Annotated in this window: 14 protein-coding genes, 3 tRNA genes and 2 rRNA genes; 1 reads left to right on the top strand and 18 read right to left on the bottom strand. The window is 57.6% G+C overall.

Annotated elements, in window-relative coordinates:
- Window positions 1-38: 38 nt before the first annotated feature.
- A complete protein-coding gene (coaD, locus tag HMPREF1153_RS03900; RefSeq protein WP_009645687.1) occupies window positions 39-527 on the bottom strand; it encodes a pantetheine-phosphate adenylyltransferase in 489 nt (162 codons plus the stop codon).
- Window positions 496-1,095, bottom strand: coding sequence for a 16S rRNA (guanine(966)-N(2))-methyltransferase RsmD (gene rsmD / locus HMPREF1153_RS03895; RefSeq protein ID WP_009645701.1), 600 nt, complete (start codon window positions 1,093-1,095; stop codon window positions 496-498). Before rsmD ends, coaD begins: the two co-directional genes overlap by 32 nt.
- Window positions 1,096-1,208: 113 nt before the next feature.
- Between rsmD and HMPREF1153_RS03890 the strand changes: the two genes are divergently transcribed.
- A complete protein-coding gene (locus tag HMPREF1153_RS03890; protein ID WP_009645645.1) occupies window positions 1,209-2,882 on the top strand; it encodes a DUF4127 family protein in 1,674 nt (557 codons plus the stop codon).
- 87 nt (window positions 2,883-2,969) lie between these two features.
- Here HMPREF1153_RS03890 and HMPREF1153_RS03885 read toward each other — a convergent pair.
- From HMPREF1153_RS03885 to HMPREF1153_RS03810, 16 genes are all read right to left on the bottom strand, one after another.
- Window positions 2,970-3,060, bottom strand: a tRNA-Ser gene (locus HMPREF1153_RS03885).
- Window positions 3,061-3,163: 103 nt separating this feature from the next.
- On the bottom strand, window positions 3,164-4,030 hold the full coding sequence (locus HMPREF1153_RS03880) for an NAD-dependent epimerase/dehydratase family protein (RefSeq protein WP_009645719.1): 867 nt from the start codon (window positions 4,028-4,030) through the stop codon (window positions 3,164-3,166).
- Window positions 4,027-5,316 (bottom strand): glycosyltransferase family 4 protein, encoded by a 1,290-nt coding sequence (locus HMPREF1153_RS03875; RefSeq protein ID WP_009645651.1) that lies wholly within the window; start codon window positions 5,314-5,316, stop codon window positions 4,027-4,029. The genes HMPREF1153_RS03880 and HMPREF1153_RS03875 overlap by 4 nt, the downstream gene beginning before the upstream one ends.
- A 43-nt stretch (window positions 5,317-5,359) precedes the next feature.
- Window positions 5,360-5,917, bottom strand: coding sequence for a dTDP-4-dehydrorhamnose 3,5-epimerase (gene rfbC / locus HMPREF1153_RS03870; RefSeq protein ID WP_009645670.1), 558 nt, complete (start codon window positions 5,915-5,917; stop codon window positions 5,360-5,362).
- A complete protein-coding gene (locus HMPREF1153_RS03865) occupies window positions 5,914-6,552 on the bottom strand; it encodes an HD domain-containing protein (protein ID WP_009645633.1) in 639 nt (212 codons plus the stop codon). The genes rfbC and HMPREF1153_RS03865 overlap by 4 nt, the downstream gene beginning before the upstream one ends.
- Window positions 6,549-7,610 (bottom strand): FkbM family methyltransferase, encoded by a 1,062-nt coding sequence (locus HMPREF1153_RS03860; RefSeq protein ID WP_156810545.1) that lies wholly within the window; start codon window positions 7,608-7,610, stop codon window positions 6,549-6,551. Before HMPREF1153_RS03860 ends, HMPREF1153_RS03865 begins: the two co-directional genes overlap by 4 nt.
- 13 nt (window positions 7,611-7,623) lie before the next feature.
- Window positions 7,624-9,444, bottom strand: a complete 1,821-nt coding sequence (locus HMPREF1153_RS03855; protein WP_009645615.1) for a B12-binding domain-containing radical SAM protein — start codon at window positions 9,442-9,444, stop codon at window positions 7,624-7,626.
- A 214-nt stretch (window positions 9,445-9,658) separates the two neighbouring features.
- Window positions 9,659-10,693, bottom strand: a complete 1,035-nt coding sequence (locus HMPREF1153_RS03850; protein ID WP_232208182.1) for a radical SAM/SPASM domain-containing protein — start codon at window positions 10,691-10,693, stop codon at window positions 9,659-9,661.
- Entirely contained in the window at window positions 10,684-11,700 is a 1,017-nt protein-coding gene (locus HMPREF1153_RS03845; protein ID WP_009645649.1) for a radical SAM/SPASM domain-containing protein, read from the bottom strand. The genes HMPREF1153_RS03850 and HMPREF1153_RS03845 overlap by 10 nt, the downstream gene beginning before the upstream one ends.
- Window positions 11,701-11,709: 9 nt before the next feature.
- Window positions 11,710-12,735: a radical SAM/SPASM domain-containing protein gene (locus HMPREF1153_RS03840; protein ID WP_009645722.1), complete on the bottom strand. Its 1,026-nt coding sequence runs from the start codon at window positions 12,733-12,735 to the stop codon at window positions 11,710-11,712.
- A gap of 2 nt (window positions 12,736-12,737) precedes the next feature.
- The gene (locus HMPREF1153_RS03835; protein WP_009645663.1) at window positions 12,738-13,883 is read right to left on the bottom strand and encodes an FkbM family methyltransferase; all 1,146 of its coding nucleotides are present in this window, start codon (window positions 13,881-13,883) and stop codon (window positions 12,738-12,740) included.
- A 12-nt stretch (window positions 13,884-13,895) separates the two neighbouring features.
- Window positions 13,896-15,176, bottom strand: coding sequence for a glycosyltransferase family 2 protein (locus HMPREF1153_RS03830; RefSeq protein ID WP_009645695.1), 1,281 nt, complete (start codon window positions 15,174-15,176; stop codon window positions 13,896-13,898).
- 245 nt (window positions 15,177-15,421) lie between these two features.
- Window positions 15,422-15,497, bottom strand: a tRNA-Trp gene (locus HMPREF1153_RS03825).
- A gap of 4 nt (window positions 15,498-15,501) precedes the next feature.
- Window positions 15,502-15,577 (bottom strand) — tRNA-His (locus HMPREF1153_RS03820).
- 37 nt (window positions 15,578-15,614) lie between these two features.
- Window positions 15,615-15,731 (bottom strand): 5S ribosomal RNA (gene rrf, locus HMPREF1153_RS03815).
- A 175-nt stretch (window positions 15,732-15,906) separates the two neighbouring features.
- Window positions 15,907-15,984 (bottom strand): 23S ribosomal RNA (locus tag HMPREF1153_RS03810); the annotation flags it as partial.

Here is a 15,984-nt window from a genome sequence, read left to right as displayed (position 1 = left end):
TTCTTTTCAAGAATATTGATATAAGGAAACATCTTCCTTCAATGATTTGTATCTTCAAAATGCCTATTTATAGCTAATTCTACACACTCGGGCACAAGTCCTGTCACGCACCCGTGAAAATTTGCGATTTCCCGCACGCCCGAAGAACTGACGAAGGAATAGCGCGGATCCGTGAGCAAAAACACCGTCTCGATGTCGGGCGCGATGTACTTAAGCATTTGCTCCTGCTTCTGCTCATACTCATAGTCCGTGACGGAACGCAGGCCGCGCACGATGACGGTCGCTCCTACGCTGCGCATGTATTCGGGCAGAAGCCCTTCGAAAGCGCCGACGCGCAAGTTCGGGATGTGGCGCGTCGCCTCTTCCAAAAGTTCCACGCGCTCTTCTACCGTGAAGAACGGCGTCTTTCGGATGTTGTGGAAAACGCCCACGATGAGCTCATCAAACATGCGGCTGGCGCGCTCGAAAATATCGACATGCCCGTTCGTCACAGGATCAAAACTCCCCGAGCATACAGCCTTGATCATCGGGATTCTCCTCCTCGCCCTTTGCAGCTCGCGTGAAAAAGCGTAGCTGTGTCGTCCTGCCATAAATCTCCTCGCGTACGCAACGGAGATTTTGCAGCGCCGGAAGCGCCTCCTCCGTGCCGTGCTCCACGATCATGCAGCCATCGGGCGTGAGCAGACCTCCTCTATCCACAGAAGAAAGAGCCTTCTCCCAAAGCCCCCGTCGGTACGGCGGATCGCAGAAAATCAAGTCGAAGGAACGCCCCAGAGCGCCAAGGCGCGCCAAGACGCGCAGAGCATCAGCACGCACGACCTCAGCATGCTCTAAAAGCCGCGTCTTGGCGGCATTTTCCTCGATCAGAGATGCCGTCTTCTCGTCGACAAAGAGTGCCGACGCCGCACCGCGGCTCAAGGCCTCGAGTCCCAGAGCACCCGTCCCAGCGAAGAGATCGAGCACGCGCGCCTCTTCGACACGCCGTCCGAGGATATTGAAAAGCGACTCCTTGATGCGGTCTGCCGTTGGCCGCGTAGCCTCGCCCTTCGGCGTTTTCAGGCGACAGCCACGCGCTGTGCCCGTGATGATACGCATAATCTCACCTCAAAGTCAAGGATGACCTTTCATATTCTATCATATTTTCTTCGTTTCGTGAACCGCACTATGCTATAATATTGAAAAATCGAATTGTTTTAGGAGGAACTTCCTTGAAAAAGCGACTTCTGTATTTCATCGTCCTCGCGCTCTGTGTCCTTTCGCTCTTCCACGCTTTCCTGCGCCCTTCTTACGGCGGCGCACCGCTCAACGCCGTGCGTGAAAAGATGGGGCGCATCGTTCTCGTGCCGCTCGACGGCAGACCACCGTGCCGCCAACTCGTACTCGACACCGCCGATGTCGCAGGAACAGAGATTGCCGCCCTGCCCTACGAGATGCAGGACTACTACACGATGCCGGGCCAAACGAAGGAGTCACAGAAGTGGCTGCGCGAAAATCTGGCGCAAAGCGACGCCGCCATCATCTCCATCGACCAGCTTCTCTACGGCGGTCTGCTCGCGGCACGCGAGGCGGACAAATCGCCCGACGAAATCGAGGCCTTCATCGCCTATCTGCGCGAACTGCACGCCGCACATCCGACAGTTCCCATCTATGCCTTCTCCATCCTGCCGCGCATGATTCCGCCCGCGAGCATCGACGACTACTACGACAACAAATACCTCCTCGCTTACTCGCGCCTCGCCGATCACTATGCGCTCTGCGGCGCCCCCGAGGACGCGGCGAAGATGCAGGAACTGGAAGAGAAAATCAATCCCGCAAGCCTCGCGCAGTACCTCGCGCTCTTCGAGCAAAACGAGTGTCTCTCCCGCGCTCTCATCGAACTTGTCAAGGAAGGAACACTGGAACGACTCCTCATCGGACAGGACGATGGCGAAAAGTACAGCATCCCCAACATCGAGAAGCGCCATCTGCAGGCTTTTCTCATCGAAGAACAAATTCCAAAAGAAAAAGCTGCCATCGTCCACGGTGCCGACGAACTCGCGCTGACGCTTCTCGCTGCCATCTCTGCCGCCAAAAGCGGTCACCGTCCGCAGATCTTCCTCGATTGGAATGACGAATCAGCACCCGACGAAATCCTGCCCTTCATGGCGATCCCCATGCGCGAGACAGCGGCGGAAAAGATCGGTCTCTTCGGCGGCGAATGTACGGCGTCCGCCGCGAGCGCCGACTTCGTGCTCTTCATCAGCGCAGGCTCGGAAAAAACCCTCGCCTCTCGCCGAAAAAGTGTCGAGCGCATCGAAAGATACCTCGCCTCAGGCACGCCCGTCACACTCGTAGACCTCAGTCGCCATTTCGCCGCCGAGGAGACGCTGCTGCCGCTCCTGATCGAGCACGGCGCTCCCATCGAAGGATTGCGCTCCTATGCCGGTTGGAACACGGCGAGCAACTCCGTCGGCACAGCGCTCTCGCAGGCAACGATTTTTACCGCCGCACGTGAAAAGGCGGCGACGCGAGATGAAGTTCTCGCACTTCACGCTGCGAATCTCAAGCTGCTCAACAATCGTTTCTTGGAAGACTATTTCTACCTCAAAGATGTCATCACTCTCGTCAATACGAATCTCAAGAAAAACGGCACAAAAAACGTCTACGACCTTGACTTAGAACGCGACTACCTCGCGGCGACCGCGATGCTCCGAAAAGCGATGGATGATCGCCTGCAGACCTTCAAGAGCACAAAGGCGTGCCGTCGCCCCTTCCGCGTCCATCTGCCCGGCGGAGAAAGCGCCGAACTCGCCGTCTATGACCTCCAAACCGACATGAGCTTCCCATGGCCGCGCACCTTCGAGATCTATTTGGAAACGACACCCTTCATAGCCGTGCAGTGACGGTTCAAGGGAACAATTCTGCATGAGACGTCAAAACCTACGAATATGAAAAAACCGCCGAACGAAATCGGCGGTTATATTTTTAAATGGCGGAGTGGAGAGGATTCGAACCTCCGCTGCAGTTGCCCACACTAACGATTTAGCAAACCGTCCTCTTCAGCCTCTTGAGTACCACTCCATATGCGATTGACGCGCAAGCTACGGAAAATCTGTCCGCAAGCTGACGACATAAGATATAATAACAGACCCATGCCGCCTTGTCAACCGAAATTTTCCGTAAGCTACATGATCTCCTTGTGCCTGCGCTGCCAGCCTGGCAGAAGCCTGCCCGTGCTCCACGGCTCCATGACCTCGCGGCTGCGGTAAGGCCGTGCGCCCCAGCGTGCGGGAATCTTCTTGCCGAGCAGCTTTTCCAGACGCGCGGCGATTTCCCGAAGCGATAGCGCCGTCCCTGCACTTACGGCGTACTCGCCGCAGATGTCCGCTCTGTCCGCTGCAAGATACTCCGCCGCGAGCCGAAAAGCTTCGGCGACGTCATCGACATGGACGAGATCGAGCTTCTGCTCGCCGGGCGAAAGAGCGAGCTCTTCGCCCGTCTTTGCCGCCTCCTCTAAGAGCGCGAGAATCTTGCGCCGCGTATCGCCCTCGCCATAGGTGTCGAAAAGTTTCAAACCGACGGCATGAAGCCCCGCCGTCTCCTCGTAGTAGCGCAACATCATCTCGAAGGCTTCCTTTGTCGCCGCATAGAGGTTGACGGGCGAATAGCGTGCGCCTTGATAGTGCTGCCAGCTCGTGCCCGCAAAGACGAAGCGGCGCACATCGTTCTTCGCCATCGCTTCCAGCAGCTCCGTGCCGAAGAGGATGTTGCTCGCGACGAGCGCCGGAACGTCCGCACTCTCATGCGCAGCAAGGTAGAGCGAAGCGAGATGAGAGACGACCGTCGGCTTCGCCTCACGCACGATATCCGTGAGCGTGCCGCCCGCGTACACATGGAAATCGACACACCCACGCACCGCAGTGGAAAGCGCCTTCAAATCCGACGACGGGCGCACGATGGCGGCAACCTCCCAGCCTGCTTCAACCATGCGGCGCGCGAGATGCCTGCCGATGAATCCCGTGACGCCTGTCAAGAGAACGCGCTTCTTCACGCGTCTTCGCCTCCCCTCTGCCGAATCTCCTGCGCCCAGCCGCGAAGCTGCGCATCGCCGGGAAACAGCCGCGCGAAATGCGCCGCCGAGCTCTTGCTCTCGCCGCGCAGAATCTCGGGCAGCTCCTGCGGCATTTTTCCATGAGCAAACGCCGCTTGCAGCGGCGGCGGCAGGAAGTTTACGAACACCTCGTGCGGCGATTTCCCCATGCTGCTGAAATCGCACGCGGCCTTCTCCTCTTCCATGACTTCATCGTAGACGGCTTCCAGCTTCGCCGCCGTCTGCTGCACGGAAAAATGCTCCTCAATAAATCGGCGCGCATTCCGCCCGAGACGCGCGCGCTCCTCGGGATGCGCATAGAGACGGCGCAGCGCCTGCTCGAACTCCTCGGGCGTGCACACCAAGAGTCCCGTCTCGCCGTGGCGCACAAGGTGCTTCTCCGCACATTGGTCGAGCGCGACGACGGGAAGCCCTGCATTCATCGCTTCGAGCAGCACATTTTCCGTCGTGCCGAAGTGCTGCGGATTGAGCAGATAGGCGAACACATCCATGCGGCGAAACTCCGCCGCCACATCCGTGACATAGCCTGCGAAGGAAAGCTGAGCCGATAGCCCGAAAGGCTCCGCGTCGCAGCGGATCCGCGCTTCGTTCTCAGCGTCGCCGACGAGGTGGAAAGAGATGCCGGGGATGTCACGGACGCGCGCGCAGAACGCACAGAAGTCGGGGTGCAGCTTCGCATAGGAAAGCGTGCCGACGTAGCCGATAGAAAATCCCGTGTGCGCCTCATGACGCGGCTCCTCTGCCGGAAAGTCGCCGACGCTGTTGACCATCGCGGCGTGCTCCTTCGCCCAAGTGCGCTGCGCCGCGTCCCAGAAAGGATTCTCATACGAATATGCCGACGTGAATACGAAGTGCTGCGGCATGCGCAGGAATGCGGGCGGCAGCCAAGGATAGAACGCGCCCGAAACATGCGCCCAGAGGACGAGCCGCGCGGGCACGGGCGAAAGCTCCAGCAAGAAGCGCACCATGCGCGGGTGATGCCACCACTCCAACTGCACGATGTCCGCGCGCGCCATCGCCTCGGCGATCTTCGCCGCATCCTGCTCGACGTGTGCGGCGACGCCCACCTCGGCAAGAAGATCGAAGAAATTGCGCTTCTCTGGCTCTTCGAGCAGCAGAAGCTCGTGGCGATCCCCGCCCTCGGCAGCAAAGGCGGCAAGAAGCCCCGAAAGCACCTTGCCGACACCGCCGCCCATGTGCGTCGTGATATGAAGTATCTCGCGCATCGTCATCCCCCTCGCACATCGACACATCCAAACGATCAAACCATCAAAACGGACTCGAAAAATCTGCCAAAGAAACGAACCCCTGATCGCGCTCCGACAGAAGCGGCGAGGAAACGCCCCAGTCGATACCCGCCGTATCCCAGCGTATGCCCGCATCACACGCGGGTGCATAGACGCCCGTCACCTTGTACATCATGACGGCTTCATCGCTCAAAGTCAAAAATCCGTGCGCCATGCCGCGCGGGATATAAATCATCTCGCCCGAACCTCCGGACAGCATGAAGCTCTGATGCGCGCCATACGTCGAGGACGCGCGGCGCAAGTCGAGCACGACATCAAGCACCTTGCCGCTCATGCACCAGACGAGCTTCTCGTGGTCGGCGGGCGGCAATTGGAAGTGGAGACCGCGCAGCACATTCATCTTGGAAACGGAGAAGTATTCCTCTCGAAACTCCGTCGTCAGTCCCAACTCGCGAAAAGCGCCCTCATGGTACACCTTCGTGAAAGAGCCGCGCATATCCTCGCGCACCTTCGTGCGCAGGACATAGCAACCCGCAAACCGCGTTTTTTCACGCGTGAAATTCCCTGCTGCCTCCGTCACGTCCAATCCTCCTCAGAAAATGCCTGCTCGAAACTGCACGGACGAAGCTCCAAGGCATCCTCGATCGTCATGCCCATGCGCCGCTCGAAATCCTCCTTGATCGCAAAGAGCGCCGCCCAGCGCGAGGGGACGTTCGCCGCATCAAGACCGTAGCGGCGGATGATATCGACGAGCCGCTTCTCTAGGACGACGATGCCCGAAGCGTCGCCCAGGACGTCGGCAAGCTGAATCAGGCGGTCATAGTCCGTGTAGATGATGCTTGGAAGGTACTCTCGCAAGAAAGCAATATCCTCCTCCGTACTGTCCCAAACGCCCGTTACGGAGCGCACGTCCTGTACGGGAAAGGAATGTGTGAGGCAGATGCGCGCCGCCTCCTCGTAGCCTTCTGCCAAAAGGTAGCGCCAGCCGCAGAAGATGTGATTGATGCGCATCTCGCCGAAGCGCCGCCCGATGTCGTGCAAAAAACCATAGGCACATGCAAGATCGCCGTCCATCGCCGGCACACGCGCCGCAATCTTCCCCGCCGCCAGCCCGACATAGTACGAGTGACGAATCCACAGCTTCGGCGCGCGCCTATGCGCCTCACGCAGATACTCTCGGGCGATTGCCGCCGTCAACTTCCGCTGTCCCGTCATAATGCGTAAAGCACCGTCTCACCGCTCGTCGCGCTGTGCTGACGCAGGAAGAAACGGTAGAACGGATAGCGCTCCATGAGCAGCTCCGGGATGCGCACATAGTCCTCCAAGCTGTGATAGACGCAGACCGCAAGCTTCGGGCGATGCTGCTCGATCGTCTTTGCCGCGCCGAGAAGCGCGTTGTACTCCGCCCCCTCAATATCCATCTTGAGAAGCGTGCACGCTGCGCCCTGCAGCACATCGTCAAGCGGACGCGCCGCGATGCCCGCCGCCTCTTCGTGCGCATCCGCGCCCGCCAGTCGCGAAGCCGACGGCGTCGCGGCGTTGCTTTGAAATACGAGCCGCTCATCCTTATCCCATAACGCACACGGATGAATGCGCACATCGTCTCTGCCCTCGTATTTCTTCAATAGATACGCATAGTTCTCCGCATCCGGCTCAAACCCGTGGACAAATATGCCCCCCCCGTGGATTGCACGGTCGATTTCCTCGCCATGACACACGCCCGCATCGACAAAGACCTCCCCTTGCGCAAGTTCACCGATAACATCGTTGCCGAAGTATTGGTTCGGCTCATAGAGCGAAAAATCTACAGACCTGCCGCTCTTCATGTTCGCGATAAGCGAGTGATAAATATGACGTGACTTCTCGTCAGAGAACTTCTGCGCGATCTTCTCGATTCGGGCGTGTTCCGCAGAAAAATAGCACGCGGCATCAAGCTGTACGGCGGAATAGACCGCCGCCTTGACCATCCTGCGCTCCAGCAAAGAAAGGATTTCGAGCAGGAAAATGCCCGTCGCGCCGATGACGACGGACAGCCGCCCGCCCTTGGCGTACATATCCTCACTCCGTTGATAGAACGTCTCGGGCGCGACGACCTCAATGCCCGCGATGCGGCTGCCGTGCTTCGCCGCGTTGCTGTCCACCCAGAAGATCGGCTTCTTTCCCTCGGGCGCACAGTACGTCCGATAAAATGCCTGAGCTACACGCCCCGTGCCCCAGATGACGTATGGCGCAGTAAAAAGCTCCGACATCTCTCCCGCTGCAAACTTTTCCATCGACATTCCTTCATCACCCCACACATTTTTCATCCGTCGGCTTCACGAGGTCAAGAATGTTGATGACGTTCTTGACGCGCGGAAACGCCTGATGAATCTGCTTCTCGATGGTAGACATTAGAGAAACGACAGGCACGACGACCGTATCGATCTCCTCTGCATCCAAAATCTCAGGGCTGTGGATGAGATGCCCATCGACCTCACTGCCCTGCTTGATCTTCGAGTTGTCAATGAGAAAAACGCCCGCCGCTCCGACGAAAGGCAGGTCGGGAATCATCGTGGCAAAGTAGTCGTTGATGCCCCAGAAAGCAATCTTGCCGCATTCCTCGCGCAAAATCTCCACCGATGACGTGATGTAGCGCACGACTTCGGGCAAGATCGGCAGTTTATGCTTCTTGCCGCACTTCTTGCACGTCAGGACATTGCGTGTGAAAAATCGCACGTTCTCCCAACGATTCTCCTCGCTGCATTCCGTACATTTTCCCGTGAAGCTCAAAGCGCGATGCGCATAATCAACATGCACGTCATGAATGTTCTCCGGCGGCAGGAAAGCGCGCTGCGGCAGGCGCATGACCTCGCCTGCAAGCCAGTCCAGCTCCTCCTTCGACATCTTCGAAAGGTTCACGACAGGGCAGCCGTCGCGGATGAACTTCACCTCGTCCTTGATGATGCCGCGTGCGAGCGCCGTCTTGTAGAGCGGCGTTCCCGGATACGTCGTGATGAAGTTCAGCGTGATGCCGTATTCCGTATGCGCCTTCCACCAATCGAGCGTGCGCTTCGCCGTCTCGATCGTTTCCTCCACATCGCCGAAGATGAAGCCGCCCTGAATCGTCAGCCCGTACTGGTAGGCGAGAGCCAGAGCCTTCTCCGTCTGCTCGAAACGGATCTTCTTGTTCATGCTGCGCAGGATGCCATCGTCTGCGCTCTCCAAACCGAAGCCCATCGTCACGCAGTTCGAGTCCTTGAGGATGCGCACCATCTCCTCCGTGACATCGCATACGCGGAACTGCGCCCACCAGCGAATGTTGTACGGCTTAATACGCGCACAGAATTCGACCACGCGCTGCATATTGATGGCAAAAAGCTCGTCCGACACAAAGATGTACTTGATATGGTACTTTTCCACGAGGAGGTCAAGTTCCTCGAAGAAATTGTCCAACGAACGCTTGCGGTAGTGACTGCCGCTCGTATGGAAGCAGAACGTGCACTGGAACGGGCACGAGCGGCTCGTCGTCATCGTGATCGCATGATCCTCGTTCATGCCGAGGAGACTCGGCACCATCGCGGCGATCTTCGAAAAGTCGAATCCATCGTAGTCGGGAAAGGGAATCGCATCGAGATCGGCGACCTCTTTACGCGCCTTCGTGCGCATCCAGACGCCGTCGTCACGGTAAACGATGCCCTCGACTGCCATCACATCCTCGCCGCACTCCAAGGCGTGACAAAGCGCCGGCGTCGTTTCCTCGCCCTCACCGACGATGCCGTAGTCCGCAAACTCCAAGACCTCCATTCCCGCCGCAGGCGCACTCGTGATGATGCCGCCGCCCGCGACCGTAACGATGCGCGGATCGACCTCCTTCGCCGCCTGCAAAATCTCGCGAATCGCCGGATACTGGAAGGACAGCCCGCCCGTCAGAACGACGTCGATCGAGTGCGTTCGGATCTCCTCCGCTATGATCTCACGCGTCACGCCCTCGCGGCTGTTCATGTTCAGCGTAAATACGCGAAGCCCCGACTGCTTCATGCTTGATGAAACGTAGGGGATTCCCAAAGGGAAATGGTACCACTCGCCGATCATATCGACAAAACGCGGCATGACCAACAAATAATTCATCCAAAGCACCTCATGAAACACTTGCGATTGTATTCTATCAAAGATCTTGAAGTTTTTGCAGCACTCGCTCTTTTCGCCTGCGTCAAACGACAGTAAAAGCAGCGGAAATTGCAGGCTCGCATCGGAAATACGGTCAGCGCATAGGGCATCGCAAGCGGGACGACATCCGCCAGCGGCCGCCGCTCCCCATGAACCGAAACACCGTCTTTCTTTATCACACGTTCTTCCCCCTATTGCCAAACACCTTTAACAAACGCTCTGCATCTTGATCGAGCACATCTTCCTCGAACATCGCATAGCGGTACTGTCTGCACTTCGCGCACGTCGTATACGCGGACTTTTCGCCGCGAAGCTGGGCTTCGAGGAAGGCTCGCAAGCGTTCGCCCTGCCAGATTGCGCGCACGGATTCTTTCGCAACGTCGCCCAATATCGCCGCCGTTTCCATGGCGCAGCATGGAACCATCTTGCCGTCGGGATTGAACTGCATCATGTAAAATGGCTGCGGGCAAACCTTTGCCATGCGCACGGCGGCGCCGTTCTGTGTCACATCGGCGAGCGCGTGACCCGCGAGCTTTTCGTAATCGATCTGCTCGACGGCGGGGATCAGATGCTCGACCGCGATGAAGTCGGCGATGTCGCCGAAGATGCGCAAAAACTCTGCCTCCTCACCATCGCCGAGCACACAGTCCATGATCTTCACATAGATCTTCGTATCGCCGCGATGCGCGTAGAGCCAGCCGATATTCTCCACGAGGTTTTGAAAAATGCCCCGTTTTTTCGTATAAGCGTATGCCGCATCCGAAAGACCCTGCAGAGAAATGCGGATGCGCCCGAGTCCCGCACGGACGAGCGCCGCAGACAACTCACGCGTCAGCCGCAGACCGTTCGTCACAATGTCGAGCGATTCGGCGACGCCCGCCGCCTTCGCACATGCGACCATCTCGGCAATCTGAGGATGCAGGAGCGGCTCGCCCGTACCTGCAAAGCGCAGCATTTTGAGCGGGCTGGGAAACTCGGCAAGATCGGCGATGAACTTTCGGTAAAGTCCCATGTCAAGCACGGTCTTGGCAGCGATGAAGCCGCGCTCCTCCAACGGCACGGAGTGGATGCAATAGGCGCACGCGAGATTGCACGCATAGACAGGAAATACTTGGATGGAAAACGGCGTATCGAGCGGCAGTCGGTCGGCGAGACGCTGCCTCTTGCCGCCGGGCGTCTGCCCGTCGATGCGCTGCGCCTTCATCGCCATGCCTCCAAACGCTTGAGGATCTCTTCTGCCGCGCCGTCCAAGATATCCTCTGGGTGCGCGACGTCATTCGGTGCGCAGCAGTGCGCGCAGCGCCTGTTCTCCTCGCGCCTGCCTTCAAGCTGCAGGCGCCAGAACTCGCGCAGCTTTTCCCCGTGCCACATATCCAGGATGCGCTCTTCATGCACATTGCCGAGGACGACCGGCTTGTATATCGTATCGCACGGCTCGACGTCGCCGTTCGGAAACACGCCGAGCATATAGAAGGCGAGCGGACAGACCTTGCGGATGCCGTCCGTCTTGCCGCCGTAGCGGTCGTACTCGACTTCCATGCCCTGCGTCAGCTCCACACCGTCGTAGGCGGGCAGCATGTGCTCGATATACATGCGGTCCGTCATGTCGGAAAAGAGCGCGTAGAACTTCTCGTCCTCGCCCTCGTCGAGCGCCACATCCATGACCTTCAGGAAGAGCTTCGTCTTGCCGCGGTGCGCGTAGAAATAGCGCAGGTTCTCCAAAAACTCCTCGAAGTTCACGCGCGCCTTGCAGATCGACGCATACTTCTCCGAGGAAAGCCCCTGCAGCGACACGCGCAGGGTATCGAGCTCCGCGTCGATGAGCGCGTCGGCGAGCGCGTGGTGCAGCAGGGAAGCGTTCGAGATGATCTCAATGCGCTCGGCGACGCCCTTTTCCTTCGCCAGGCGCACCATATCGGCGATGTGGGGATTTAAGAGCGGCTCACCCTGCCCCGTCAGAGACAGCATCTTGAGCTTCTGCGGAAACTCCGCGAGCTGTTCGATCGTCTTCTCATACGTTTCCATCGTCATGTGCTCAGGCTGGAAGTCGTATTGCCGTTTCATCTCGGCATGACCGAGCGAGTGCCCGCAGTACGCGCACTTGAAATTGCAGTACGTCGTCGGAAAGACGAACGCGCTGTAGGGTGCTGCAAGCGGCACGACTTCGGCGAGCTTCACGCGCTCCGTTCCATAGATGGGTTTAATTTCAGACGCCATATTTCCTCCTCAGGAAAAGAGCGGCAGGAGTCTTTCTGCATCCGCATCGAGATCTTCCGCCGGATTGTTGATCGCATTGAAGCAGGTACAGCCGCGACACTCGGGGACTTCGTCCTTGCGCTTTTGCAGCAGCATGCGCAAAAATGCCCGGCGCTTCGGGCCGTTCCAGATCTCGACGAGCGACTGCTCCTTCGCGTTGCCCATCGACAGCCCCCTGCCCAGTCCGGGCACGGGACAGGGAAACGTATGCCCCTCGCAGCCGATCTGCAGAAAGTAGAAGGACTGCGCGCAGACCTTGCGGTCGAGGTCGAGCTCCTCGCCGTAGAAATTCTTCGAGCCGTCCACGACACCCTTGAGGTCTTCCATCTGCTGCTGCATGACGACGAGATGCTCGATGTAGATGCGATCCGCCATCGGGCTAAAGAGCGAAAGGAAGCGTTCCTGCTCCTCTTTCGTCGGCACGGTCGCGTCGATCGCCTTGATGTAGATCGCCGTATCCTTCTTGTGAGCAAAGAGGTAGCGCAGGTTTTCGAGATACTGCTCGAAGTCGATGCGCACGCCGCACGTCTTCTCATAGCCGGCGGCGTCGAGCCCCTGCACGGAAATGTTGATGTTCGTGATACCCGCCGCGACGAGTGCGTCGCTCTTCTCGGGCGTGAGCAGAAGCCCGTTCGTGATGACCTCCACGCGCCCCGCGATGTCGGCGTCGACGATCTTTTTGACGAACGTCGGCAAAAGCGGATTCGTCAGCGGCTCACCCAGCCCCGAAAAGACGATGCGCTTGACGCCGCCCTTCGGGAACTCTTTGAGATCGTGCACGATCTTGTCAAAGTACGCCTCATCCATGTGCAGCATGCGATGCCCAAGCTTCTGGAACTCGCCGCCCGCCTCGTCGCGCGTCGAATGGATGCAGTAAAAGCACTTGAAGTTGCAGTATTTCGTCTGCTCGATGTATACGGTGAAAGGCTGCGCCAGCGGTATGATGTCCGCGAGCTTCTTCCTCTTCGTGTCATAATTCGGTTTGATTTCTGCCATATTTATTCTCCATCTGCAAAAGCATAGACAACGGTTTCCAATCCCATATATTGATAATTGCGCACATAGAAACGATAGCCGCTGTAAAACTCGCGCAGCAAGAGCGGTATGCGCCAGATATGCGACATGTCGTGGTAAATGCAGATCGCGAGCTGCGGATGATGCTCGCGGATAAGCCTTTCCGCGCCGTGCAGGGCTTCGATCTCCATGCCCTCGATGTCCATCTTGATGAACGTCGGTGCTTCGCCCGCGAACATCGTATCGAGCGATACGCACTGGATGACGTGTGCGCCCGCCGCTTCCCGCTTCACGGCGGACTTGCCCTCCTCTGCCGCGCCGAAGCGGATCTGCTGCGTCGTGCTCGAAACGCCGCACGGCACGATGACCGCACGCGGGATCGCGAGCTCCTCAGCTGCGGCATGGATGCGCGTAACGAGCTCCTGCTGCGGCTCAAACGCAAAGTAGTCGTGCATCTCCCTGCCCGCCGCCGAAAGAGCGCGCAGCGTGTCGCCGTCAAAGGCGCCGCAGTCAACGAAGAAGCGCATGTCCGCCTTCTCCGGCACGTCGTGCGCCGCATACTGCAGGCGCAGCGGCAAAGGATCGGGGAAGATGGAAAAATCACGGCGCAGATACGCCTCGATCTGCGTCATGTAGAAGAAGCGTTCCGCCTCTGTCTGCCAAAGCGCATATGCCGCAAGGACAGCCTCTTCGTCGCCGGCGAAGTCGCGCTCGATGTCGTAGTCACCGATGAAGATGTTGCGGCAGAACGATGCACTGTCAAAACTCCGCCAGTCGAGCTCGTGCAGCGCGACGACGAGCGGAAAGCCTGCCGTCTGAAGCACCTCGCGAAGTGCAGGCTCATCCTCCAGGGAAAAAAGCGCCGACAAAATGACGACGCTTTCCTCCTTCGGCACCGCCGCCATTTCCTCCAAAGTCAGGGCATCGACGCCCTGCTCGCGCAGCGCCGCCGCACGGCGGTCGATCAATCCCTTGACAGAAATGCCCGCCTCTTCCAGCGATGCCTTGAGCTTCTTGCCGAGATTTCCTGCTCCGTAGAGAAAGATATCCCTATGCGCAAAAGAAGAAACATCTACGGCACGGCTGTGCCACCTCGCCGACATAGCGCGCCGCAAATCGGCAAATCTCATTCGCTTTCCACCTCACTCATAACGCTCCAGGGAAAAGACCTCGCCGTCCTCTTCCATACGCCCCGCCATCCTGCCGCCGATGGAAAGATGATCTCGCATGATTTCAAGCAGAGCCTTGGGATCTTCGTAGTCGGCAAGCGGCATGCCGAGAATGATATAGTCATAGGTGCGCCCTTCTAAAGCGGCTTCAAGATCTCGCAGAGGCTGACAGAATACCTCGCCGCTGCAGATCGTCTTCAGATCGACCCAATACTTCGCATCCTGCACGAAAGCGGAAAGTGTCGCCCTGCCCAAATCATACGCCCGCAGGCAGTTTTTGAAATGCAGCAGATTGGCGCCGCAGCGCACATCTATGCCAAGAATGCGATTATCCTCGCACGGCGTCGAAGAATCCATGCACTTACGGCAAAGCTCATCATCCAGACGCGTATCCGTCCAGGCATCAACGCCAAAGTATTTGCGTCGAAAGGTCTCTCGCCCTTCCCGCAGATCGATCTGATAAGCCTCCTCCGACATCGCCGTGCCCGGCGCATGGTAGACGAAGGTATCACGACAAAACATCAAGCGATAACCGAGACGGCGATAGGTGAAGGACAGATCATCATCAGCAAAATTATAAAAAAATCCATAATCGGCTTCATACATCTTGCGCAGGGAAGAACGCATCAGCGATGCTGTAGGAATGAGGCGCAGGCGCTCCTCCCACTTTTTCGGATCGCTGACATTGTAGGCAGCCGCGGCCTCCTGCATTTCTCCGTATGTAGAAAATTCCAGCTTCACCTGCTGATAATAGCTTGTATAGTTTGCCGCGGGAACGACCATGCCGATGCGCGGATCAGATTCCATGCACGTGACAAGATTCTTGAGCCAGTCCTTCGTGACGACGACATCGCTCGGAATCGCGGCAAAGTATCTGCCGCGGATGAATTCATTGCCCGCCGCTCCCTTTGCCGCCAGATAACCAAACAAAGCGCCGCGATTTTCCCTGACATGGAAGATGCGCTTGCGCGGATGCTCAATGCTGCGGAAAAAGTCCAGCGTGCCGTCGGTCGAGCCGTTGTCAACGAGCAGCAGCTCATGGTCGACGTTCCGCGTATAGGCAAGGAGGGAATGAATCGCCATCTTCGTCTGATCTTCCAGATGATTGTAGGCTTGAAAGTACACTGTCACCAGCGGCGGCTCATCGCCGACGCAGAGATTAGCCGCCATCTCTCGCCGCGCAAAACCATCCCTCTGATGAACATTTGCGCCCGCTCCTCCCATATCAACCTCAACGACTTCTCCATAGTTCACGCTTATTTTCCTCCGTTGCCATAATCGGCGTCGTTTCCCATAACTCTAAACTCTTCTTATATCGAAATTCTCATGAACTTTCATAAGGAAGTACGAATAAAATGAAGCTCCCCCTATTCGCCCTAAACTTATCCGTACCACCATGAAGTTTGACAAAAATTCCGCTATCATTATAACACATTCATTTTCCCTGTTCGAAGGCAATAAAAAAACCTCATTTCCAAGAAATGAGGCCGATATGACAATGGCAGGGGCAGTAAGACTTGAACTCACAACCTACGGTTTTGGAGACCGTTGCTCTACCAGTTGAGCTATACCCCTAAGATGGGGCGACTGGTGGGGCTCGAACCCACGAATGCTGGAGCCACAATCCAGTGTGTTAACCACTTCACCACAGCCGCCATAAGGTATGCCACCGCAAAAGCGGTGGCATGTCAGAACCAGCAGCTTTCTATCCTCCCAGGTCGTCTCCAACCAAGTACTTTCGACGTATGAGTGCTTAACGACTGTGTTCGGTATGGGAACAGGTGGATCCACTCAGCTATCGCCACTGGATTTGTGAAGGTGTTTGTTGCACCCTCAAAACTATACAGAAGACAAGAACATTTTAGGTGGCAAAACTTAGCGGTCAACGTCAACCAATCACCTGCGTCCCCTTGGGACTTGGTTCTTGGGACGTTTTCGCATACGACCTGTTACCCAATCGACTTTCGTCTCTTGGACAGGCCAGTAGGTCAAGCCCTCGGCGTATTAGTACGGGTCGGCTGCACGCCTTGCGGCGCTTCCACTCCCCGCCTATCAACCTCAT

It is taken from the genome of Selenomonas sp. CM52 (assembly GCF_000292955.1).
Lineage (GTDB): Bacteria > Bacillota > Negativicutes > Selenomonadales > Selenomonadaceae > Selenomonas.
Note: the sequence above shows the minus strand (reverse complement) of the source record. Positions and strands in the feature narration are given on the sequence as shown.